At 40.8% G+C, this 17,560-nt stretch carries 20 protein-coding genes; 17 read left to right on the top strand and 3 right to left on the bottom strand.

Annotation, left to right across the window (positions count from 1 at the left end; all coding sequences use genetic code 11):
* Positions 1-19: 19 nt before the first annotated feature.
* On the top strand, positions 20-484 hold the full coding sequence (gene ribE / locus MHI58_RS11335; protein ID WP_007501031.1) for a 6,7-dimethyl-8-ribityllumazine synthase: 465 nt from the start codon (positions 20-22) through the stop codon (positions 482-484).
* Between the two features lie 113 nt (positions 485-597).
* A complete protein-coding gene (locus MHI58_RS11330) occupies positions 598-951 on the top strand; it encodes a GNAT family N-acetyltransferase (protein ID WP_039165807.1) in 354 nt (117 codons plus the stop codon).
* A gap of 24 nt (positions 952-975) precedes the next feature.
* On the opposite strand, the gene MHI58_RS11325 is transcribed toward MHI58_RS11330, so the two are convergent.
* Together MHI58_RS11325 and MHI58_RS11320 are read right to left on the bottom strand one after the other, a co-directional pair.
* On the bottom strand, positions 976-1,500 hold the full coding sequence (locus MHI58_RS11325; protein ID WP_039165804.1) for a DUF309 domain-containing protein: 525 nt from the start codon (positions 1,498-1,500) through the stop codon (positions 976-978).
* A gap of 88 nt (positions 1,501-1,588) precedes the next feature.
* A complete protein-coding gene (locus MHI58_RS11320; RefSeq protein ID WP_008359694.1) occupies positions 1,589-1,681 on the bottom strand; it encodes a YjcZ family sporulation protein in 93 nt (30 codons plus the stop codon).
* Between the two features lie 210 nt (positions 1,682-1,891).
* On the opposite strand from MHI58_RS11320, the gene MHI58_RS11315 reads away from it, so the two are divergent.
* The 15 genes from MHI58_RS11315 (at position 1,892) to MHI58_RS11245 (ending at position 15,701) form a co-directional block, all read left to right on the top strand.
* Positions 1,892-2,650, top strand: coding sequence for a segregation/condensation protein A (locus MHI58_RS11315; protein WP_045034331.1), 759 nt, complete (start codon positions 1,892-1,894; stop codon positions 2,648-2,650).
* Positions 2,640-3,233, top strand: coding sequence for an SMC-Scp complex subunit ScpB (gene scpB / locus MHI58_RS11310; protein WP_008344462.1), 594 nt, complete (start codon positions 2,640-2,642; stop codon positions 3,231-3,233). The genes MHI58_RS11315 and scpB overlap by 11 nt, the downstream gene beginning before the upstream one ends.
* A 113-nt stretch (positions 3,234-3,346) precedes the next feature.
* On the top strand, positions 3,347-3,826 hold the full coding sequence (locus MHI58_RS11305; RefSeq protein ID WP_024718922.1) for a YpuI family protein: 480 nt from the start codon (positions 3,347-3,349) through the stop codon (positions 3,824-3,826).
* 110 nt (positions 3,827-3,936) lie between these two features.
* Complete coding sequence (locus MHI58_RS11300) at positions 3,937-5,088, top strand: D-alanyl-D-alanine carboxypeptidase family protein (protein ID WP_017367523.1); 1,152 nt, start codon at positions 3,937-3,939, stop codon at positions 5,086-5,088.
* On the top strand, positions 5,076-5,663 hold the full coding sequence (locus MHI58_RS11295; RefSeq protein ID WP_008344468.1) for a nucleoside recognition domain-containing protein: 588 nt from the start codon (positions 5,076-5,078) through the stop codon (positions 5,661-5,663). Before MHI58_RS11300 ends, MHI58_RS11295 begins: the two co-directional genes overlap by 13 nt.
* 4 nt (positions 5,664-5,667) lie before the next feature.
* Entirely contained in the window at positions 5,668-6,204 is a 537-nt protein-coding gene (locus MHI58_RS11290) for a spore maturation protein (protein WP_017359781.1), read from the top strand.
* Between the two features lie 134 nt (positions 6,205-6,338).
* Complete coding sequence (gene rluB, locus MHI58_RS11285; protein ID WP_007501012.1) at positions 6,339-7,073, top strand: 23S rRNA pseudouridine(2605) synthase RluB; 735 nt, start codon at positions 6,339-6,341, stop codon at positions 7,071-7,073.
* A 90-nt stretch (positions 7,074-7,163) separates the two neighbouring features.
* Positions 7,164-7,694: a thiol-disulfide oxidoreductase ResA gene (resA, locus tag MHI58_RS11280; protein ID WP_008344474.1), complete on the top strand. Its 531-nt coding sequence runs from the start codon at positions 7,164-7,166 to the stop codon at positions 7,692-7,694.
* Position 7,695: 1 nt separating this feature from the next.
* Positions 7,696-9,375 (top strand): cytochrome c biogenesis protein ResB, encoded by a 1,680-nt coding sequence (locus MHI58_RS11275; RefSeq protein WP_045034330.1) that lies wholly within the window; start codon positions 7,696-7,698, stop codon positions 9,373-9,375.
* A complete protein-coding gene (gene ccsB / locus MHI58_RS11270) occupies positions 9,359-10,537 on the top strand; it encodes a c-type cytochrome biogenesis protein CcsB (RefSeq protein WP_017359778.1) in 1,179 nt (392 codons plus the stop codon). Before MHI58_RS11275 ends, ccsB begins: the two co-directional genes overlap by 17 nt.
* 86 nt (positions 10,538-10,623) lie before the next feature.
* The gene (locus MHI58_RS11265) at positions 10,624-11,346 is read left to right on the top strand and encodes a response regulator transcription factor (RefSeq protein ID WP_003215596.1); all 723 of its coding nucleotides are present in this window, start codon (positions 10,624-10,626) and stop codon (positions 11,344-11,346) included.
* Positions 11,343-13,124, top strand: coding sequence for an ATP-binding protein (locus MHI58_RS11260; RefSeq protein ID WP_024718919.1), 1,782 nt, complete (start codon positions 11,343-11,345; stop codon positions 13,122-13,124). Before MHI58_RS11265 ends, MHI58_RS11260 begins: the two co-directional genes overlap by 4 nt.
* 202 nt (positions 13,125-13,326) lie before the next feature.
* Complete coding sequence (sigX, locus tag MHI58_RS11255; protein ID WP_007501006.1) at positions 13,327-13,887, top strand: RNA polymerase sigma factor SigX; 561 nt, start codon at positions 13,327-13,329, stop codon at positions 13,885-13,887.
* Positions 13,847-14,953: a hypothetical protein gene (locus MHI58_RS11250; protein ID WP_045034329.1), complete on the top strand. Its 1,107-nt coding sequence runs from the start codon at positions 13,847-13,849 to the stop codon at positions 14,951-14,953. The genes sigX and MHI58_RS11250 overlap by 41 nt, the downstream gene beginning before the upstream one ends.
* Before the next feature lie 100 nt (positions 14,954-15,053).
* Positions 15,054-15,701, top strand: coding sequence for a M23 family metallopeptidase (locus tag MHI58_RS11245; protein ID WP_039165787.1), 648 nt, complete (start codon positions 15,054-15,056; stop codon positions 15,699-15,701).
* 32 nt (positions 15,702-15,733) lie between these two features.
* Here the strand turns inward: MHI58_RS11245 and serA are convergent, their stop codons facing one another.
* Positions 15,734-17,308 (bottom strand): phosphoglycerate dehydrogenase, encoded by a 1,575-nt coding sequence (gene serA / locus MHI58_RS11240; protein WP_017359773.1) that lies wholly within the window; start codon positions 17,306-17,308, stop codon positions 15,734-15,736.
* Positions 17,309-17,560 lie beyond the last annotated feature (252 nt).

Here is a 17,560-nt window from a genome sequence, read left to right as displayed (position 1 = left end):
AAAAAAGGATGATGAACATATGAATACAATACAAGGTAATGTAGTAGCAGAAGGATTAAAGTTTGGAATCGTCGTCGCTAGATTTAATGATTTTATTACAAGCAAACTGCTAGATGGAGCAGAAGATACATTGCTCAGACACGGAGCAAACGGTGACGATATTGATGTCGTGTGGGTGCCGGGGGCTTTTGAAATTCCGTATATGGCAAAAAAACTAGCAGAAACAAAAAAATATGATGCAGTCATTACACTTGGAACCGTGATTCGCGGGGCAACATCACATTACGATTATGTTTGTAATGAAGCGGCTAAAGGAATCGCACAAAGTGCCATCTCAACAGGGGTGCCGATTATCTTTGGTGTACTGACAACAGAATCTATTGAACAAGCCATTGAAAGAGCCGGTACAAAGGCTGGAAATAAAGGCAGTGAATCGGCTGCAGCGGCTATTGAAATGGCCAACCTAAATCGAACGTTTCGTTAATTTGATGAAAAAGAGTTTAAAAACCGCCTAAAAGTGTTTATAATGTGTGATGAGCAAGTGATTCATAAGACATTTGCTGTAAAATAGGATAATTTTAATATTGAGGGGTATATATGTTAATTCGTTACAAGAGGTCTTTTGAAAAAATTGCCATGGGACTCCTGTCCTTTATGCCGGGTGAGAAAGACGTCAAACAGCTTCAGCAGACGATAAAGTCGTATGAAATGGATGAAGATCGGCAGCTGTTCCTTTGGAAAGATGGCGAGGATATCGTCGGTGCGATTGGTGTGCTGAAAACAGACGACCACGTACAAATCGAACATATTAGTGTCAATCCGTCCCATCGTGACCAAGGCATCGGCAAGGAAATGGTATTAGCCGTGGAAGAAGTATTCAAAACGAAAACACTCATTCCAAATGAATTAACGCAAGGCTTCTTTCATAAGTGTCACAATGAAACAAACTAAATATCACACATGTAAAAGCAGAGGTTATATGCCTCTGCTTTTTTTACGTTCCATCTGCTTTTCACGTTCAAGCAATACGTCTGTCCGATCACGCAGTCTATGCTTTTCAATTAAGAATGTATGGGATAAGTTGCTCTCCTGTCCGAAGGTTAAGCCTTCTTTTTCCGCCATCTCTTGGCATAAAGAAAGAAGCGTTTCATCTCGGATTGGCAGCATCACACTTTCGTAGGGCGTGTCTTCATCGATTTTCTTTTTCAGTGTTCTCAGCAGTAAAAGAAATGCCTCTTCATCAAGACCTAATTCTGTTAGTACGTTCCGGTCCGAATCTAATATATGAAGGCTGTTTGAAATCAGCCGTTTTGCTCCTTTTCCATTTCCTCGTCTTTGATGATACAAAGCAACAGCAAGCTGAATGAGACCCACCCAGTACTTTTTGCGCTGATGAGGAGGATCTTCTTTCCAAAATTCTTCAAGAATTTCATGACACTCAAAATAATCTCTTGTCGTATGAAATTCATGTAAAAAAGCCACGTACGCTTTAGGATACACAGCGGTCATCTCCTTTTCCACTATCAGTCTAACATACCGAAAAGAAAAGAAGAAAGAGCGCCCCTTTATGAAAGGACGCTCTGTTTCTTTAATAAACCCAAGCCGCGCCAACGATGATCAGCAAGATGAACAGCACAACAATAAGCGCAAATCCTCCGCCGAAGTAATAACCATCTCCCATAATGTTACGGCCTCCTTTTTCATCAGTTCTGATTACAATGGTATTCTATGTATAAATGCCCTCATTGGTATGGGCGAATCCACTGTTTTTCTTTTTTTGCCTGCTGCCTCATGGTCGAAATTATATTGGACGAGAGCTTTATGGTGTCTTATACTAAAGGTTAGCCGATGAAAACGGTACTTAGAAGACAGTAGAAATGGTGAGAAAAGAATGCTGGAATATCAGGTGAAAATAGATTCGTTTGAGGGTCCTTTGGACTTGCTTTTACATTTAATTAACCGTTTGGAAATTGATATTTATGATATTCCCGTCGCTAAAATTACGGAGCAGTATTTATTATATGTCCACACGATGAGGGAGCTTGAACTGGATGTTGCAAGTGAGTATTTGGTGATGGCTGCAACTCTCCTCAGCATTAAAAGCAGAATGCTTCTTCCAAAACAAGAGGAAGAGCTGTTTGATGAAGACCTGATGGAAGAAGAAGAGGACCCTCGTGATGAGCTGATTGGCAAATTAATTGAATACCGCAAGTATAAAAATGCAGCGCAAGAACTGAAGGAACGTGAAGAAGAGCGGCAAAACGCCTTCACAAAACCACCAAGTGATTTAAGTGAATTTGCAAAAGAAGCAGAAGCGAAGGACACAAACTTACACGTCACGGTGTATGATATGTTAGGTGCGTTCCAAAAGGTATTGAACCGCAAAAAAATAACAAAACCAGCACCATCAAAGATTACAAGACAAGAAATCCCGATTGAAGACAAAATGAATGAGATTATGAACCGTTTAAGAAAAACAAAAAAGCGAACCAATTTCATGACTTTATTTCAACATGATCAAAAGGAACACCTTGTCGTGACGTTTCTTGCTGTTCTCGAATTGATGAAGAGCCATCAAATCATGCTGGAGCAGGAAGGAAACTTTGAAGATATTTATATCATAGGGAGTGAAACGATTCATGACGCTTGATATCGTGAATTGGAAAGCCATCTTAGAAGCGCTGCTATATGCAGCAGGTGACGAAGGCTTAACAAGAAAACAGCTCATGTCTGTTCTTGAAGTTGATGAGGCAGCGTTGCTTGATATTATGTCTGCCGTAAAGGAAGAATATCAAAAACAAGAACGAGGAATTGAGCTCATTGAATATGCAGATTCATACATGCTGCTGACGAAAAAAGAATACAGCGTATATTTAAAAAAATTAGTAGAGACACCATCGAAAGGTTTGTCACAGGCAGCGCTAGAAGTGCTCGCCATTGTCTCGTATAAACAACCGATTACACGCAGCGAAGTCGAGGAGATCAGAGGCGTGAAATCAGAACGAGTGCTGCATAGTTTAGTTGCCAAAGCACTGCTCTGTGAAGTAGGACGTGCCGATGGACCGGGACGAGCGATCCTTTATGGGACAACACCTACCTTTTTAGAGCAATTTGGTTTAAAAGCCTTAGATGAATTACCGCCACTTCCAGAGAATGTGGAAGCAGATGGGGTGCAAGAAGAGGCTGATCTCTTTTTTGAAAACTTCAATCAAACATTTGAAGAGATAAAATAGTTCAAAATAAGGAAAAATGTATGATAAAATATAAAAAAGATTTTAGGTCTAAAATCTTTATTTGAAAGATAAAATGGTGACAAAGCCATGAGGGGAAGGTAAACACGAAACAAATGGCACATATGAATGTAAAGGCTCAAGTTGATCAAGCAGGCGTTTTTTTATCAAAGGTTGCAGTTGAAGTGAATGATTTTCTGAACGAAGCTACCTTATCAAGCTTGAAACGATTAAACCCGGAAGCGGAAGCCTATTATTGTGACATATTAAGTACATTGCGGAAGCTTGCAGTTTATAGCGAGGATGCCGCGGCGGTTTGTAGGAAAATCAGGCAGCAACAGACATTCCCGCAGCAAGCCGCACAGCAGACGCTTCATCGTATTTATCATCAATGTATTGAAGAATTTTTTACACCAAAAAAGGATACATGGTATGAAAATAGCCGTTCAGCATACACAGGAAAAAGCTGCATTGTTTTCCATCATGAAGTATCGGCTGAGGTCAAACGTTTGTTTTCTTCATTAGAAAAAGATTTTTTAACGATGAGAGAAGAGCTGGAATATACAACATCTCATCAGCAAATGAAAATGGTATAAAGAAGACAAGGCAACTCTCACATGAGAGTTGCTTTTTTTTATGGACGAGGCATCATAACTTTTTCAGCCGCGCATACACTTGTACAAAACGGACAAGGACGTGAATGAACATGCCCTATTTAAAAATTGGAACAGCAGTCCTTCTTCTATTAACACTCTTACTGCCTTTTTCCTCACACGCTCAAGCAGACGTCTCATTATCGGTGAGTGCGAGAAGCGCCATTTTAATAGATGGACAGTCAGGCAGAGTCCTATTTGGAAAGGACGAGCACGAAAAAAGAAGAATCGCCAGTATCACAAAAATTATGACGGCTGTATTAGCCATTGAATCAGGAAAAATGAACGACATGGTCAAAGTGTCAAAACGTGCGATTCAAGCGGAAGGTTCTTCGATTTATTTAAAGGAAGGACAGAAGGTGAGTTTAGAAGACTTGACATACGGGCTCATGCTGCGCTCTGGAAATGATGCAGCTGTTGCCATTGCAGAACATGTTGGCGGCAGCTTAGAAGGCTTTATTTTTATGATGAACCAAAAGGCCTCTGAACTAGGCATGGAGAATACGAATTTTCAAAATCCGCATGGACTCGATGATCATAAAAACCATTATTCATCAGCTTATGATATGGCGATCTTAACGAAGTACGCCATGAAGCATCAGCAATATCAAAAAATTGCCGGTACCACCTTTTATAAAGCAAAAACAATCGAGGGTTATTGGAAAAATAAAAACAAGCTGCTCACGGGTTTGTATCAATATTCGACTGGAGGGAAGACAGGATATACAAAACTTGCAAAACGCACACTTGTCTCCACAGCTGCAAAAGGAGATGCTGCGCTCATTGCTGTGACGATTAATGCACCGGATGACTGGAAGGATCATATCTCAATGTTTGAGTATGCATTTGATCACTATAAAACGTATGTGCTTGCTGAAAAAGGCAGGCTCGCTTCGTTAAAAGGGACTTTTTACGAAAAAAAAGCGTTTATTAAGCGGGATGTGGACTATTTACTAAATGAGGATGAGAAAAAACTAGTGGAAATCGAAACGGAAATGCTGACGCCTGAAAAGAAATGGGAGAAAAACAAAGAAGCGATCCCAGATGTAGTAGGGAAAATGACGTTCTTACTGGATGGTCAGGTAATTGAGCAAGTCCCCATTTTTTATGAAAACAAACGCAACCGAATGCCCCAAAAAAGCTTTCAAGAAATGTTTAAGTCTGTCTTTCAGACATCGATAGGCGGATCTTCATGGTCAATCTGATTTGGGTATTCCTCACGGTCATCGGTCTTGTCTATGCAATGTTTAACGGAACGATGCATGAAGTGAATGAAGCGGTCTTTAAAGGATCAAAAGAAGCGGTCACCATTTCAATTGGGTTGATTAGTGTTCTTGTATTCTGGCTAGGATTGATGAAGATCGCAGAAGAAGCGGGGTTGTTACATTTCTTTAGTAAATTATGCCGGCCCTTTATCTCAAAACTATTTCCTGAGATTCCTGCGAATCATCCAGCGATGGGGTATATTCTGTCCAATCTCATGGCAAATTTCTTTGGCCTTGGGAACGCCGCTACACCACTTGGGATTAAGGCGATGGAGCAGATGAAAGTATTAAATGGCGGAAAAAATGAGGCGAGCCGATCTATGATCACTTTTTTAGCAGTCAATACATCTTCTATCACACTTGTGCCAACGACTGTCATTGCCATTCGTATGACCTATGGCGCAGATCAGCCAACAGATATTGTAGGCCCAACCATTTTGGCGACACTTATTTCAGGTATCGGTGCGATTATGATTGATCGCTATTTCCACTATCGCAGAAGCAGGCGGGGGTGATCTTGTGGCATTTATTAACTGGCTGTCACTTGCTTTGATTCCACTGATCATCGCAGGAATATTGATTGCAGGGACGATTAAAAAAGTACCGACGTACGAAACATTTGTAGAAGGCGGGAAAGAAGGCATTCAAATTGCCTTTTCAATCATTCCATATTTAGTCGGTATGCTTGTCGCCATTACGATTTTCCGTGCATCAGGGGCACTTGACTTTGTCATGGAGTTATTAAAACCTGTGTTTACAGCGATTGGTGTTCCTACAGAAGTGGTGCCGCTTGCGCTTATTCGTCCTATATCAGGAACAGCGGCGCTTGGTATGACATCAGACTTAATTGCGACTTATGGTCCAGACTCTTTTATTGGCAAGCTTGCCGCCGTTATGCAAGGGTCAACGGATACGACCCTTTATATTTTAACCGTCTATTTTGGAGCAGTTGGTATTAAAAAAATGGGAGATGCACTGAAAGTGGGGCTGTTAGCAGATCTGATTGGGATCATTGCATCGATTATTATCGTCAGTTTGTTATTTAGCGGCGCCTAATCAGGCGCTTTTTTTATTTCGTGGATGGAAAACAGCTTTTTTGTTGAAATTAGACAGATGAAACGCTTATTTTTCCACGAATGCTTGTTTGTTTCAAGCCAAGCAAGTAAGATAGTACATGAGGTGAAAGACAAATGGAACGTTTACAGAAAGTAATTGCCCATGCCGGCGTCGCTTCTAGACGAAAGGCTGAAGAATTAATTAAAGAAGGACGAGTTACCGTTAATGGTGAAACAGTGACAGAGCTCGGAGTAAAGGTGGGCTCTTCAGATAAAATTGAAGTCAATGGCTTAAAGCTTGAAAGAGAAGAACCGGTTTACTTTATGCTTTATAAACCGCGCGGCGTCATTTCAGCTGCCGAGGATGATAAAGGACGCAAAGTCGTGACAGACTTCTTTGATGATGTTCCGCAGCGTCTGTATCCAATCGGCCGGTTGGATTATGATACGAGCGGTTTAATTTTGATTACAAATGATGGCGAATTTGCCCATAAGCTCATGCATCCGAAATATGAAATTGATAAAACGTATGCAGCGAAACTAAAAGGCATCCCTTCAAAAGAATTGCTTAGAAAGTTAGAAAAAGGAATCATGTTAGACCATAAAAAAACAGCACCTGCCCGTGCCAAAATGCTCTCGATTGATAAACGAAAGCAAACATGTATTGTGCAATTAACCATTCATGAAGGCAGAAACAGACAGGTTCGCCGTATGTTTGAAGCAATCGGCCACGACGTTCTAAAACTAAAAAGAGAGCAATATGCTTTTCTTCATATTGAAGGCATGAGACCAGGAGATCGCAGAGAATTGACGCCGCATGAAGTAAAACGCCTAAGAGCGATTGCGGATCATGGGAAAAGCGCTTTTTAATTTTCACATAAACTTCAAAAAATGAAGAAGCATCAAAAGAAGGAGAATGCTATAATTTACCTGAATGTCTATGGGGAAGGGGTACTTCAGATGAAGAAAAGACGATTTTTCATACGGACGGGCATTCTCCTCGTGATGCTTGCTGCACTATGTTATACGATGTATAACTCAGTATTTGCCAAACAGGATCAAGTCAAAGAAGGATCTATTGCGCCGAACTTTGTCCTTCAATCGGTAGATGGGGAACGGATTGAATTAAAGGACTTAAAAGGCAAAGGCGTCTTTCTCAATTTTTGGGGTACATGGTGCGGTCCATGTAAGCAGGAATTCCCTTATATGGCAAATCAGTATGAAGTGTTCAAGGATCGCGGTGTCGAAATTGTTGCCGTGAATGTGGGGGAATCCAATATTGCTGTGAAGAATTTTATGGATGCTTATGGCGTGAATTTTCCTGTTGCCATGGACAAAGATCGTCAAGTGACAGAGGCATATGATATTACGCCGCTGCCAACCACATTTTTAATTAATCCTGAAGGCAAAGTAATCAAAGTCATAAAGGGGACGATGACAGAACGTAATGTCTATGAATATATGAATTTGATTAAACCAAAGGGGTCATAGAATGAAAGAGGTAAAGTGCGAGTGTGGACATATTAATCCAATCGGTACTGTTCTATGTGAATCATGCGGGAATCCCATTTCAGTAAAAGAGAAAAATTCATCAAAACTGCTTGATATGAGATATGACGGCAGTGCAAGACGCTCGCAAACATACAACAAAACGATTGTTGATAAAGTATGGAACTTTTTTTCTTCCGTAAAAGTGGGTGTGTGGCTCATTGTCATCACACTGTTAGCTTCTTCGCTAGGAACTATTTTTCCGCAGGAGCGGTTTATTCCGCCAGGTGCATCAGCTTCCACTTATTATGAGGAGCAATATGGGTCGTTTGGCAAGTTATATTACATCCTTGGATTCCATGATCTTTATAATTCTTGGTGGTTTTTAGCCCTTGTCGCATCTATCGGAATTTCCCTTGTGATTTGCAGCCTTGATCGAGTGATTCCACTTTATCGCGCACTCAAAAATCAAGGGGTTGTCAAAAAAGAAGGTTTTATGAGAAGGCAGCGTCTTTTCAGCGAAACAAACCAAACATTAGATCAACATACATATGAAGGCATCGTTAGTAAAATGAAACAAAAGCGTTACCGCGTAAGAGAAGAAGATGGACATATTTTAGCTGAAAAAGGCCGCTTTTCCCGCTGGGGACCTTACGTCAATCATATTGGATTAATTATATTTCTCATTGGATCCATGCTTCGATTTGTCCCAGGAATGTACGTGGATGAAACATTATGGGTAAGAGAAGGCGAAACGGCACCAATCCCAGGGACGGGAGGCCAATACTTCTTAAAGAATAATGCGTTTTCAATTGACCGCTATGAATCTGAAAAAGAAAAAGAAGTCTTTGAAAATGCTATTGAAAAGGCTGGCGATGGTCAAGTCGTCAAAAGTTATAAAACCGATGCCGTTTTATACAAACGTGAAGGGGAAGTTGTTTTTGGTGAAAAGCCAAAGCTGAAGCAGGTAACAGAACACGATATTAAAGTGAATGAACCGCTTAAGTTTGACAATTTCTCATTATATCAAGTGGATTTTAAACAAAATGAACTCGATCAAATGGTCTTTCAGCTGATTCGAAAAGATACTGAGAAATCTTTCGGAACAGTGAAGATTAATCTGCTGGAGCCTAAGTCAGAATATGATCTTGGTAGCGGTTACAAAGTCAAGGTGATGAGTTATTTGCCTGATTTTTATTTTGACGAAGATGGCACACCTAGTACGAAAACGAGGAATCCGAATAATCCTGCGTTCGTATTTGAAATGATCTCTCCTGAAAAACCAAAAGGTGAAAAAAGTTTTGTCGCGATTCAAGAGACAGTAGAGGGTTCTGATAACAATCTTTATAAAATGAAATTTGACCGGGTTGAAACAAAAAACGTGACAGGTTTAACGGTTCGAAAAGACTTAACACTCTGGGTACTTATTGTTGGCGGAATGATCTTTATGATTGGTGTCGTACAAGGGATGTACTGGCAGCATAGAAGAATCTGGCTGTCGGCAAAGGATGGAAAAGTGTTTGTGGCAGGACATACAAACAAAAACTGGTTCGGCTTAAAGTCTGATCTCAAGGTGTTACTGCATGGCAGTGGCATCAAACAGCCAGTGGATCAAAAAGAACTGCCTGATACAACAAGTATCAGCAAAAGCAAGGGGGAAGGATTAGATGGCGGCAGTCAGTGAAAACCTGTTATTTGCAGCTTTTCTATTGTATTTAGCGGCAGTTCCTTTTTTTGGAGGGGCCATTAAAGGAAAAAAGAAAGAAGAGGGTCCGCGCAAAAACAAGGCGGCACTTATCGGCATAACGCTCACCATCATCGGTTTTTTGAGTCAATTTGGCTATTTTATTTCAAGGTGGATCGCGTCTGGTCACGCACCAGTCAGTAATCTGTTTGAATTCACCACAGCCTTTGGCATGATGCTGGTGCTCGCATTTATTATTTTATATTTTGTCTATCAAGTGTCTGTGCTAGGTTTATTCACACTTCCAATCGCTTTATTAATCATTGCTTATGCAAGCATGTTTCCATCGGATATTTCACCGCTGATTCCTTCGCTTCAAAGTAATTGGCTATATATTCACGTCACGACAGCAGCGCTTGGTCAAGCCATTTTGGCGATCAGTTTTGTGGCAGGTGTGATTTTTCTTTTGAAGCATGTCGATCAAACAAAACCGGGGAAGAAAACCTTTGGCTTAGAGCTGGTCATGTTTATGATTGTGGTCACCCTTGCATTTATCGCTGTCACGTCCATTTTTAGAATGACAGGGTATGAAGCGAAATTTAATTGGGTAGATAAAAATAAAGAAGAGAGCGTCATGGTCTATGAGCTTCCTGCCTTAGTAGGACCTCATAAAGGAGAACTTATCACAAAAGATCGTTTAGAGCCTGTAGTTGATCTGCCGCCTGTTTTTTCAGGTAGAAAGGTGAATACAGTGCTGTGGTCATTTGGCGTTGGGCTGATTATTTATGGACTGCTAAGATTGATCATTCGCAAACGACTAAGTGCGCTGCTTCAGCCGCTCGTAAGACAGGTGAATCTCGATTTAGTCGATGAAATTGGGTACAGGGCTGTTTCCATAGGATTCCCTGTATTTGCGCTAGGCGGTCTTATTTTTGCGATGATCTGGGCACAAATTGCATGGACGAGATTCTGGGGATGGGACCCGAAGGAAGTATGGGCATTAATTACATTTTTATTTTACGCCGCCTATCTCCACCTTCGGTTATCACGAGGCTGGCATGGTGAAAAGTCCGCTTGGCTTGCTGTAATCGGATTTGCGATCATTATGTTTAACCTCATCTTTGTCAACCTAGTGATTGCGGGGCTTCATTCTTACGCGTAATCGCATGAAAAAGGCCAACTTTTATGATTCGATTCGGCTTTTTGTTAAAATGTATGTAACAACGGAGAAAGCAGGAGGATTGTCTAATGGAACACACAACTCAAACGAAAATATTAGTCGTCGATGATGAGGCAAGAATTCGTCGCCTTTTAAAAATGTATTTAGAACGGGAAAATTATGAAATTGATGAAGCGGAAAATGGGGATGAAGCCATTCAAAAAGGACTTCAAACCGATTATGACCTCATTTTGCTTGATTTAATGATGCCTGGGACAGATGGGATTGAAGTGTGTAATCAAATCCGAGATAAAAAAGCCACACCAATTATTATGCTGACAGCAAAAGGTGAGGAAGCTAACCGTGTGCAAGGCTTTGAGGCAGGAACGGATGATTATATCGTCAAACCTTTCAGCCCGCGTGAAGTGGTTCTTCGTGTGAAAGCACTGCTAAGAAGATCGTCTCAAACGTCATACCTTAATACTGGAACAACCACAAAAGATGTTCTCGTGTTTTCTCATCTATCTATTGATCATGATGCGCACCGGGTCACAGCAGATGGAAAAGAAGTCAGCCTCACGCCGAAAGAATACGAACTTTTGTACTTCTTGGCAAAAACGCCGGATAAGGTCTATGACAGGGAAAAGCTTCTCAAAGAAGTGTGGCAGTATGAATTCTTTGGGGATCTGAGAACAGTGGATACGCACGTCAAAAGGCTTCGTGAAAAACTGAATAAAGTGTCACCAGAAGCAGCGAAAAAAATCGTGACAGTATGGGGTGTCGGGTACAAATTTGAGGTCGGCGCTGAATGAAGCTGTGGAAAAGTGTCGTAGGAAAGCTATGGTTAACCATTCTTTTCCTCGTGCTCATTGTTTTATCGATTTTAACTGTGCTTCTTTTAGAGTTCATTGAGAATTACCATGTGGAAGAAGCAAAGTCTGATTTAACACAAATGGCCAACAAAGTAGCAGTCATTTTAGAAAGCCATGAGGATCAATCGCTTGCAAGATCGATTACATCAGAACTAGCTGATAAATTGACAAGTATTGCGATTGTTCAAGAGGATGGACTAGAATGGTATTCGTCTGAAAAAGGCGGGAAGCTTCCTGCGATCACAAAAGAACAAATTGAAGCAGACAAAGATTTGAACAGAGCACTGACAGAACGAAAAAAAATCAGTAAACGAGCTGAATCTGATACAGGCAATCAGAAGGATGAACGCATTGTAGTAGGTGTTCCTTACGAGGCGAACGGAAAGAAAGGGATGGTCTTTCTTTCTCAATCCCTCCTCGCTGTAGAGCAGACAACAAAACATACGACGCGTTATATCTTCCTTGCAGCCGGAATTGCGATTGTGCTCACCACGATTTTCGCTTTCTTCTTATCCACTCGTGTCACCTATCCTCTCAGAAAGATGAGAGAGGGAGCACAAGATTTGGCGAAAGGGAAATTTGATACAAAGATTCCTATTTTAACGCAAGACGAAATTGGGGAACTGGCGATCGCCTTTAATCAAATGGGTAAGCAGCTTAAATTTCATATAACCGCTTTAAATCAAGAAAAAGAACATTTGTCCAACATTCTCAGCAGTATGGCAGACGGTGTCATCACGATCAATATTGATGGAACGATCCTCATGACAAATCCTCCTGCAGAAAGATTCTTGCAGGCTTGGTATTACGAGCAAAATATGAAGATCAAAGATGGGGATGAACTGCCGCCCGAAGCACGTGAATTGTTTCATACTGCCGTCAGTACGGAAAAAGAGCAAATGATCGAAGTCACGCTGCAAGGGCGTACTTGGGTTCTTCTCATGTCTCCGCTTTATAACCAGCAAGATGTCAGAGGGGCGGTAGCGGTACTTCGAGATATGACAGAAGAGAGAAGACTGGATAAGCTAAGAAAAGACTTCATTGCAAATGTCAGTCATGAACTCCGTACACCTATTGCTATGCTGCAGGGCTATAGTGAAGCGATTGTCGATGACATTGCCGGATCAGAAGAGGAAAAGAAAGAGATTGCCCAAATTATCTATGATGAATCACTTCGAATGGGGCGTCTTGTGAATGATCTTCTCGATCTCGCACGTATGGAAGCTGGTCATATTACACTGAATCTTGAATCAACTGATACAGAAGAGCTGACTGAAAAAATCTACCGTAAATTCCTTGGAATTGCGAAAGAAAAACAAATCAACCTGACGTATGAAATTCAAGTAGAAGAACCGTATTTTGTATTTGATCCAGATAAAATAGAACAGGTTTTTACAAATCTCATCGATAATGCCATTCGTCATACACCAGAAGGCGGAGAAGTTCACTTCTCAGTTCAATCGGTGGAAAATGGGCTCAAAATGGATGTGAAAGATTCGGGAAGCGGTATTCCTGAAGAGGATCTCCCGTTTATTTTTGAACGGTTCTATAAAGCAGATAAAGCAAGAACAAGAGGACGTTCCGGTACGGGGCTGGGCCTTGCGATTGTGAAGAACATCGTAGAAGCGCATCAAGGCTCCATTCATGCACATAGTAAAGCTGGAACAGGTACTCATTTCACTTTCTATATTCCGAAAAAAAAGCAGGAACTCGTCTAATCTTGACGAAGAATCTTGTTACATGAGAAACACTTCTTTTCGAAAGAAAATGAAGTGTTTTTTCTATTTTCATATTTTTAAGGAGAAGTTAAACTAAAAGCCCTTTCCAAATTGTCGATCTTGTAATATATTTGTCATAAAGTTGTAATGTAACGTTTTGTGAGAGTCACTCGACAAAAATAAGTGAACGGAGGGGTTTCCTATGCATGAAACCTTTCAAAAAATATATGATTCGTACCATCAAGATTTGTACCAATTTTTATTTTATATGGTAAAAGATAAAAATCAGGCAGAGGATCTCGTTCAGGAGGTTTACATTCGGGTACTTCACTCATATAAAACTTTTGAAGGAAGAAGCAGCGAGAAAACATGGCTGTTTTCAATTGCAAGGCATGTGGCAATTGACTGGTTTCGCAAACAGCAAACCATCAGACAACGGGTGCTCGGCACGTTTGATTGGGATAAACAGGATGTAAAAGATCCAGACCTGCTCCCAGATGAATTGGCTGTACAGGATGAAAATATCAAAGAAATTTATGCCGCACTTGATCATTGCACCATTGATCAACGAGCCGTCATCATTTTAAGGTTTATCCAAGGCTACTCAATCATGGAGACGGCCAAGGCGCTAAAGTTCTCGGAAAGCAAAGTCAAAACAACGCAGCACCGAGGCCTGAAAGTGCTCCGAAAACATATGGAGCTTTTGAAGGAGGAGCTAGTGAATGAAAACGAACAGGTCCAATTGGAGCGAAGAACGAATTAAAGTATTACTCAGTCAGCTTCCAAAGGTGGAGGACAACCGTTCATCTAAGCAGATTTACCAGCAAATGCTGATGGCAAGCGGGAAGAAAAAGAAAAGTGCCAGATGGATCGGTCCAGCGGTCGCAACCGTTGTGGTCTTATTTATGGCGTTTTTGATTTCTCCTCATTTATTTCAGCCGGCTGCTCAAGATATAAAGAAAGTGAAAATGGACTCGAGTGCTGAAAAAGGACAGGTGAATGCTACATTAGAGGCGGTAAAAAACACAAATGATCCTTCACATGTTGCTTATGCATCTGACAAAGAAAAGTATATGACGATTTCATACATAGATGAATCGACTTCTCAAGTTGTCCCAATCAGTATTCAAAAAGAAAATAAGCATGACGATGTGCAGGCGCTTCTTGATACATACGAAAAACTGGAGCTGCCTGAAATGACAAAACCTCTTCAAGCCTATATGGATATGGTGGATGTGAGTGAAAAAGGGGACACACTGATTTTTCAGCTGAAAAGTGATTTGTCTCTTGATACATTAAAAGAAGCCAATCGTTTTAAAGACATGGTCAAAGAAACGTTAAAATGGAGCCAATATAAACAAGTACAGGTCAAGTCTGTCAATGGCTCGCACCTTCAATTAGGGACGAATGGCCGTCTTGGTACCATTTCAATTAATAAACAAACAAAGCACGCTTACTACGTTTTAGAAAATAAGAGCGGGACATTTTTGGTGCCGTCAAAAGATGATTATCCTTCTTATAAAGATGCGGTAGAGGCGATGAAGCGGGCGAATGATGCAGGACTCGATCCACTCATTAAAGAAGAGCCTATTCAAAAGGTGACATCAAAAGGAAAACATGCAACCATCACGTTTGGAGCATCAGCACAATTAACGGACTCAATTGATCATATTCTACTTATTGAAGGACTGCTGCTCACAGCGAAAGATTTCGGTTTTACAGATGTCACGATACAAAATGCAGGAACAGATCAAGTAGGCCCATATGAATTAAAAGAACCGCTAGAGGTACCGGCACTGCCAAACCCAGTTGTTATCAAAGAACGCTAAAGGACGCAACTTATTGCGTTCTTTTTTCATGTATAGAAAAGGGCTTCCTTGAGGTATACTAAGCTGTCATGAAAAGAACTTCAAAGAAGGGAAGTCACTGATGAAAAGGTATTGCTACATATGTGCTAGCTGTTTCTTGTTCTTGACCTTATCACCGTTTGCCCGTGCAGAGAAAACAACCGAGTGGGTGGAACCAATCAGAGGTGAAGTCACTGATTTGTTTGGGACAAGAGGTGGTTCGCATAAGGGGTTAGACATTGCTGCACCGGAAGGAGAATCCATTTTAGCTGCTAGCGAAGGTGTGGTCACTCGTTCCTATGTATCTGCTACATATGGTGAAGTTGTATTTATTCGGCATCCAAATGGATATGAAACCGTCTATGCGCATTTAAATGCGCGTTTTGTGAAGAATGGTGACCATGTACAAACAGGGCAGCCGATCGGCATCATAGGCAACACAGGCGCTTCTAGGGGCACTCATTTGCATTTTGAGGTGCACAGGGGTAATTGGTCAGTTAGTAAAGAAGATGCAGTAGATCCGCTCACAATCATTGCAAGAGATCGTTTCCAAGAGCCAGCCCTTCATGTAGATGGCTATGAGAAACATACATATGTCATACAACAAGGGGACACGCTCTGGTCCATTGCTAAAGCACATCAAATGACCGTTGATCAATTGAAGAAAATCAATGCACTGACAACGCATCTCATACGTACGGGTGAACGTTTAATCGTTTCAACAAAATAAACCTCATGCTTTTGCATGAGGTTTACCATTTTTTATAGGTCAATCAGACGTACAGAAAGAATATCGCTTACTTCAGTTAACGTTTGGACAATTTCATCTTCAAGGTGCTTGTCAAAAGAAAGCATCATGATGGCTTCGCCGCCTTTTTCTTTACGGCCTACTTGCATTGTCGCAATGTTCACATCGTGGTCGCCTAAAATCTTTCCAACTTGACCGATCACACCAGGTGCGTCAGTATGCTGAATATAGACAAGGTGCCCATCTGGGTAAAAGTCAATATTGAAACCATTAATAGAAACGACACGTTCACCTAGATGCGGGATATACGTTGCTTTTAATGTAAAGGTGGAAAGGTCACCTTTGACTTCAATGGAAATGCTGTTCTCATAACCAGATTCGCTTGAAGAAATTTTCTCGCTAAAGCTAATGCCGCGTTCTTTTGCCACCATACCTGCATTGACTTCATTTACAGTCGAATCGACGCGTTCTTTCAAAAAGCCAGAAAGCAGACTTTTTGTAATAAATGATGTTTCGAGTTTTGCGATAGATCCTTCATATGAAATGCTGACTTCTTTTACAGGTTCTCTCATCGATTGAGAAACAAGACGTCCAAGTTTTCCTGCAAATTGATGATAAGGCTGGATTTTTTTGAACTCGTCTTTTGTCATCGCTGGTAGATTAATAGATGACATAACCGGGAGTCCTTTTGCAAATTGAAGAACTTCTTCAGAGACTTGTGCCGCCACATTTAATTGTGCTTCTTTTGTAGATGCACCAAGATGCGGAGTGGCAATGACGTTTGGATGATCCACAAGTGGATTCTCAGTAGGTGGTTCTACTTCAAATACATCGAGAGCAGCCCCTGCGACATGACCATTTTCAAGTGCTTCAAGAAGGTCGCGTTCGTCAATGATGCCGCCGCGTGCACAGTTCACTAGACGAACACCTTTTTTCGTTTTTGCGATTGTTTCTTTATTGAGAAGTCCTCTAGTTTCTTTTGTTAAAGGTGTATGTACCGTAATAATATCTGATACTTCAAGCACTTCATCAAGTGATTTTGCATTGACACCAATTTTTTCGGCACGTTCTTTTGTGAGGAAAGGGTCAAATACGTTGACCGTCATGCCAAATGCTCTTGCACGCTGGGCGATTTCACTTCCAATTCTGCCTAAGCCAACAATCCCAAGAGATTTTCCGTAAAGCTCAGCACCGACATATGCGCCTCTGTTCCATTCTTTTGATTTCACAGAAATATTGGCTTGAGGAATATGACGCATGAGAGATGAGATCATCGCAAACGTATGCTCTGCCGTTGAAATCGTATTCCCATTTGGTGCATTGATGACAATCACACCGTGTTTTGTCGCTTCATCAATGTCAATGTTGTCGACTCCCACACCGGCACGGCCAACAATTTTTAATGAAGTCATTTTTTCATAAAGTTCTTTTGTCACTTTTGTGGCACTTCTGACAAGTAAGGCATCAAACGTGTGTAATTCATCTTCTGCTTCTGTTACATTTTTTTGAACAATTTCAACAAAATCTGATTCTAATAGTGGTAAAAGACCATCATTGCTCATCTTATCTGAGACTAATACTCGAAACATCGTAAGATTTCCTCCTAAAATAAACGTCATAAATATCTGATAATTTACCATATTCCTTTTCACTGTGTCAATCAAATTAAAGCAGTAAAGCGAAAAAGAAAACACGAACATTTTTTAGTGTCTTGATCGAGAATGGACACCTTTAAACAAAAGATAACCAATTTTTACGCATTTGTCATTATAAATTTTAGGTTTTTTACGATTTTTTAAAACTGATGAATTTGCTCAGGATTTTTATCTGTACAAATGCTC

The sequence above is a fragment of the Bacillus sp. FSL K6-2869 genome, assembly GCF_040869405.1.
Classification (GTDB): domain Bacteria; phylum Bacillota; class Bacilli; order Bacillales; family Bacillaceae; genus Bacillus; species Bacillus altitudinis.
Note: the sequence above shows the minus strand (reverse complement) of the source record. Positions and strands in the feature narration are given on the sequence as shown.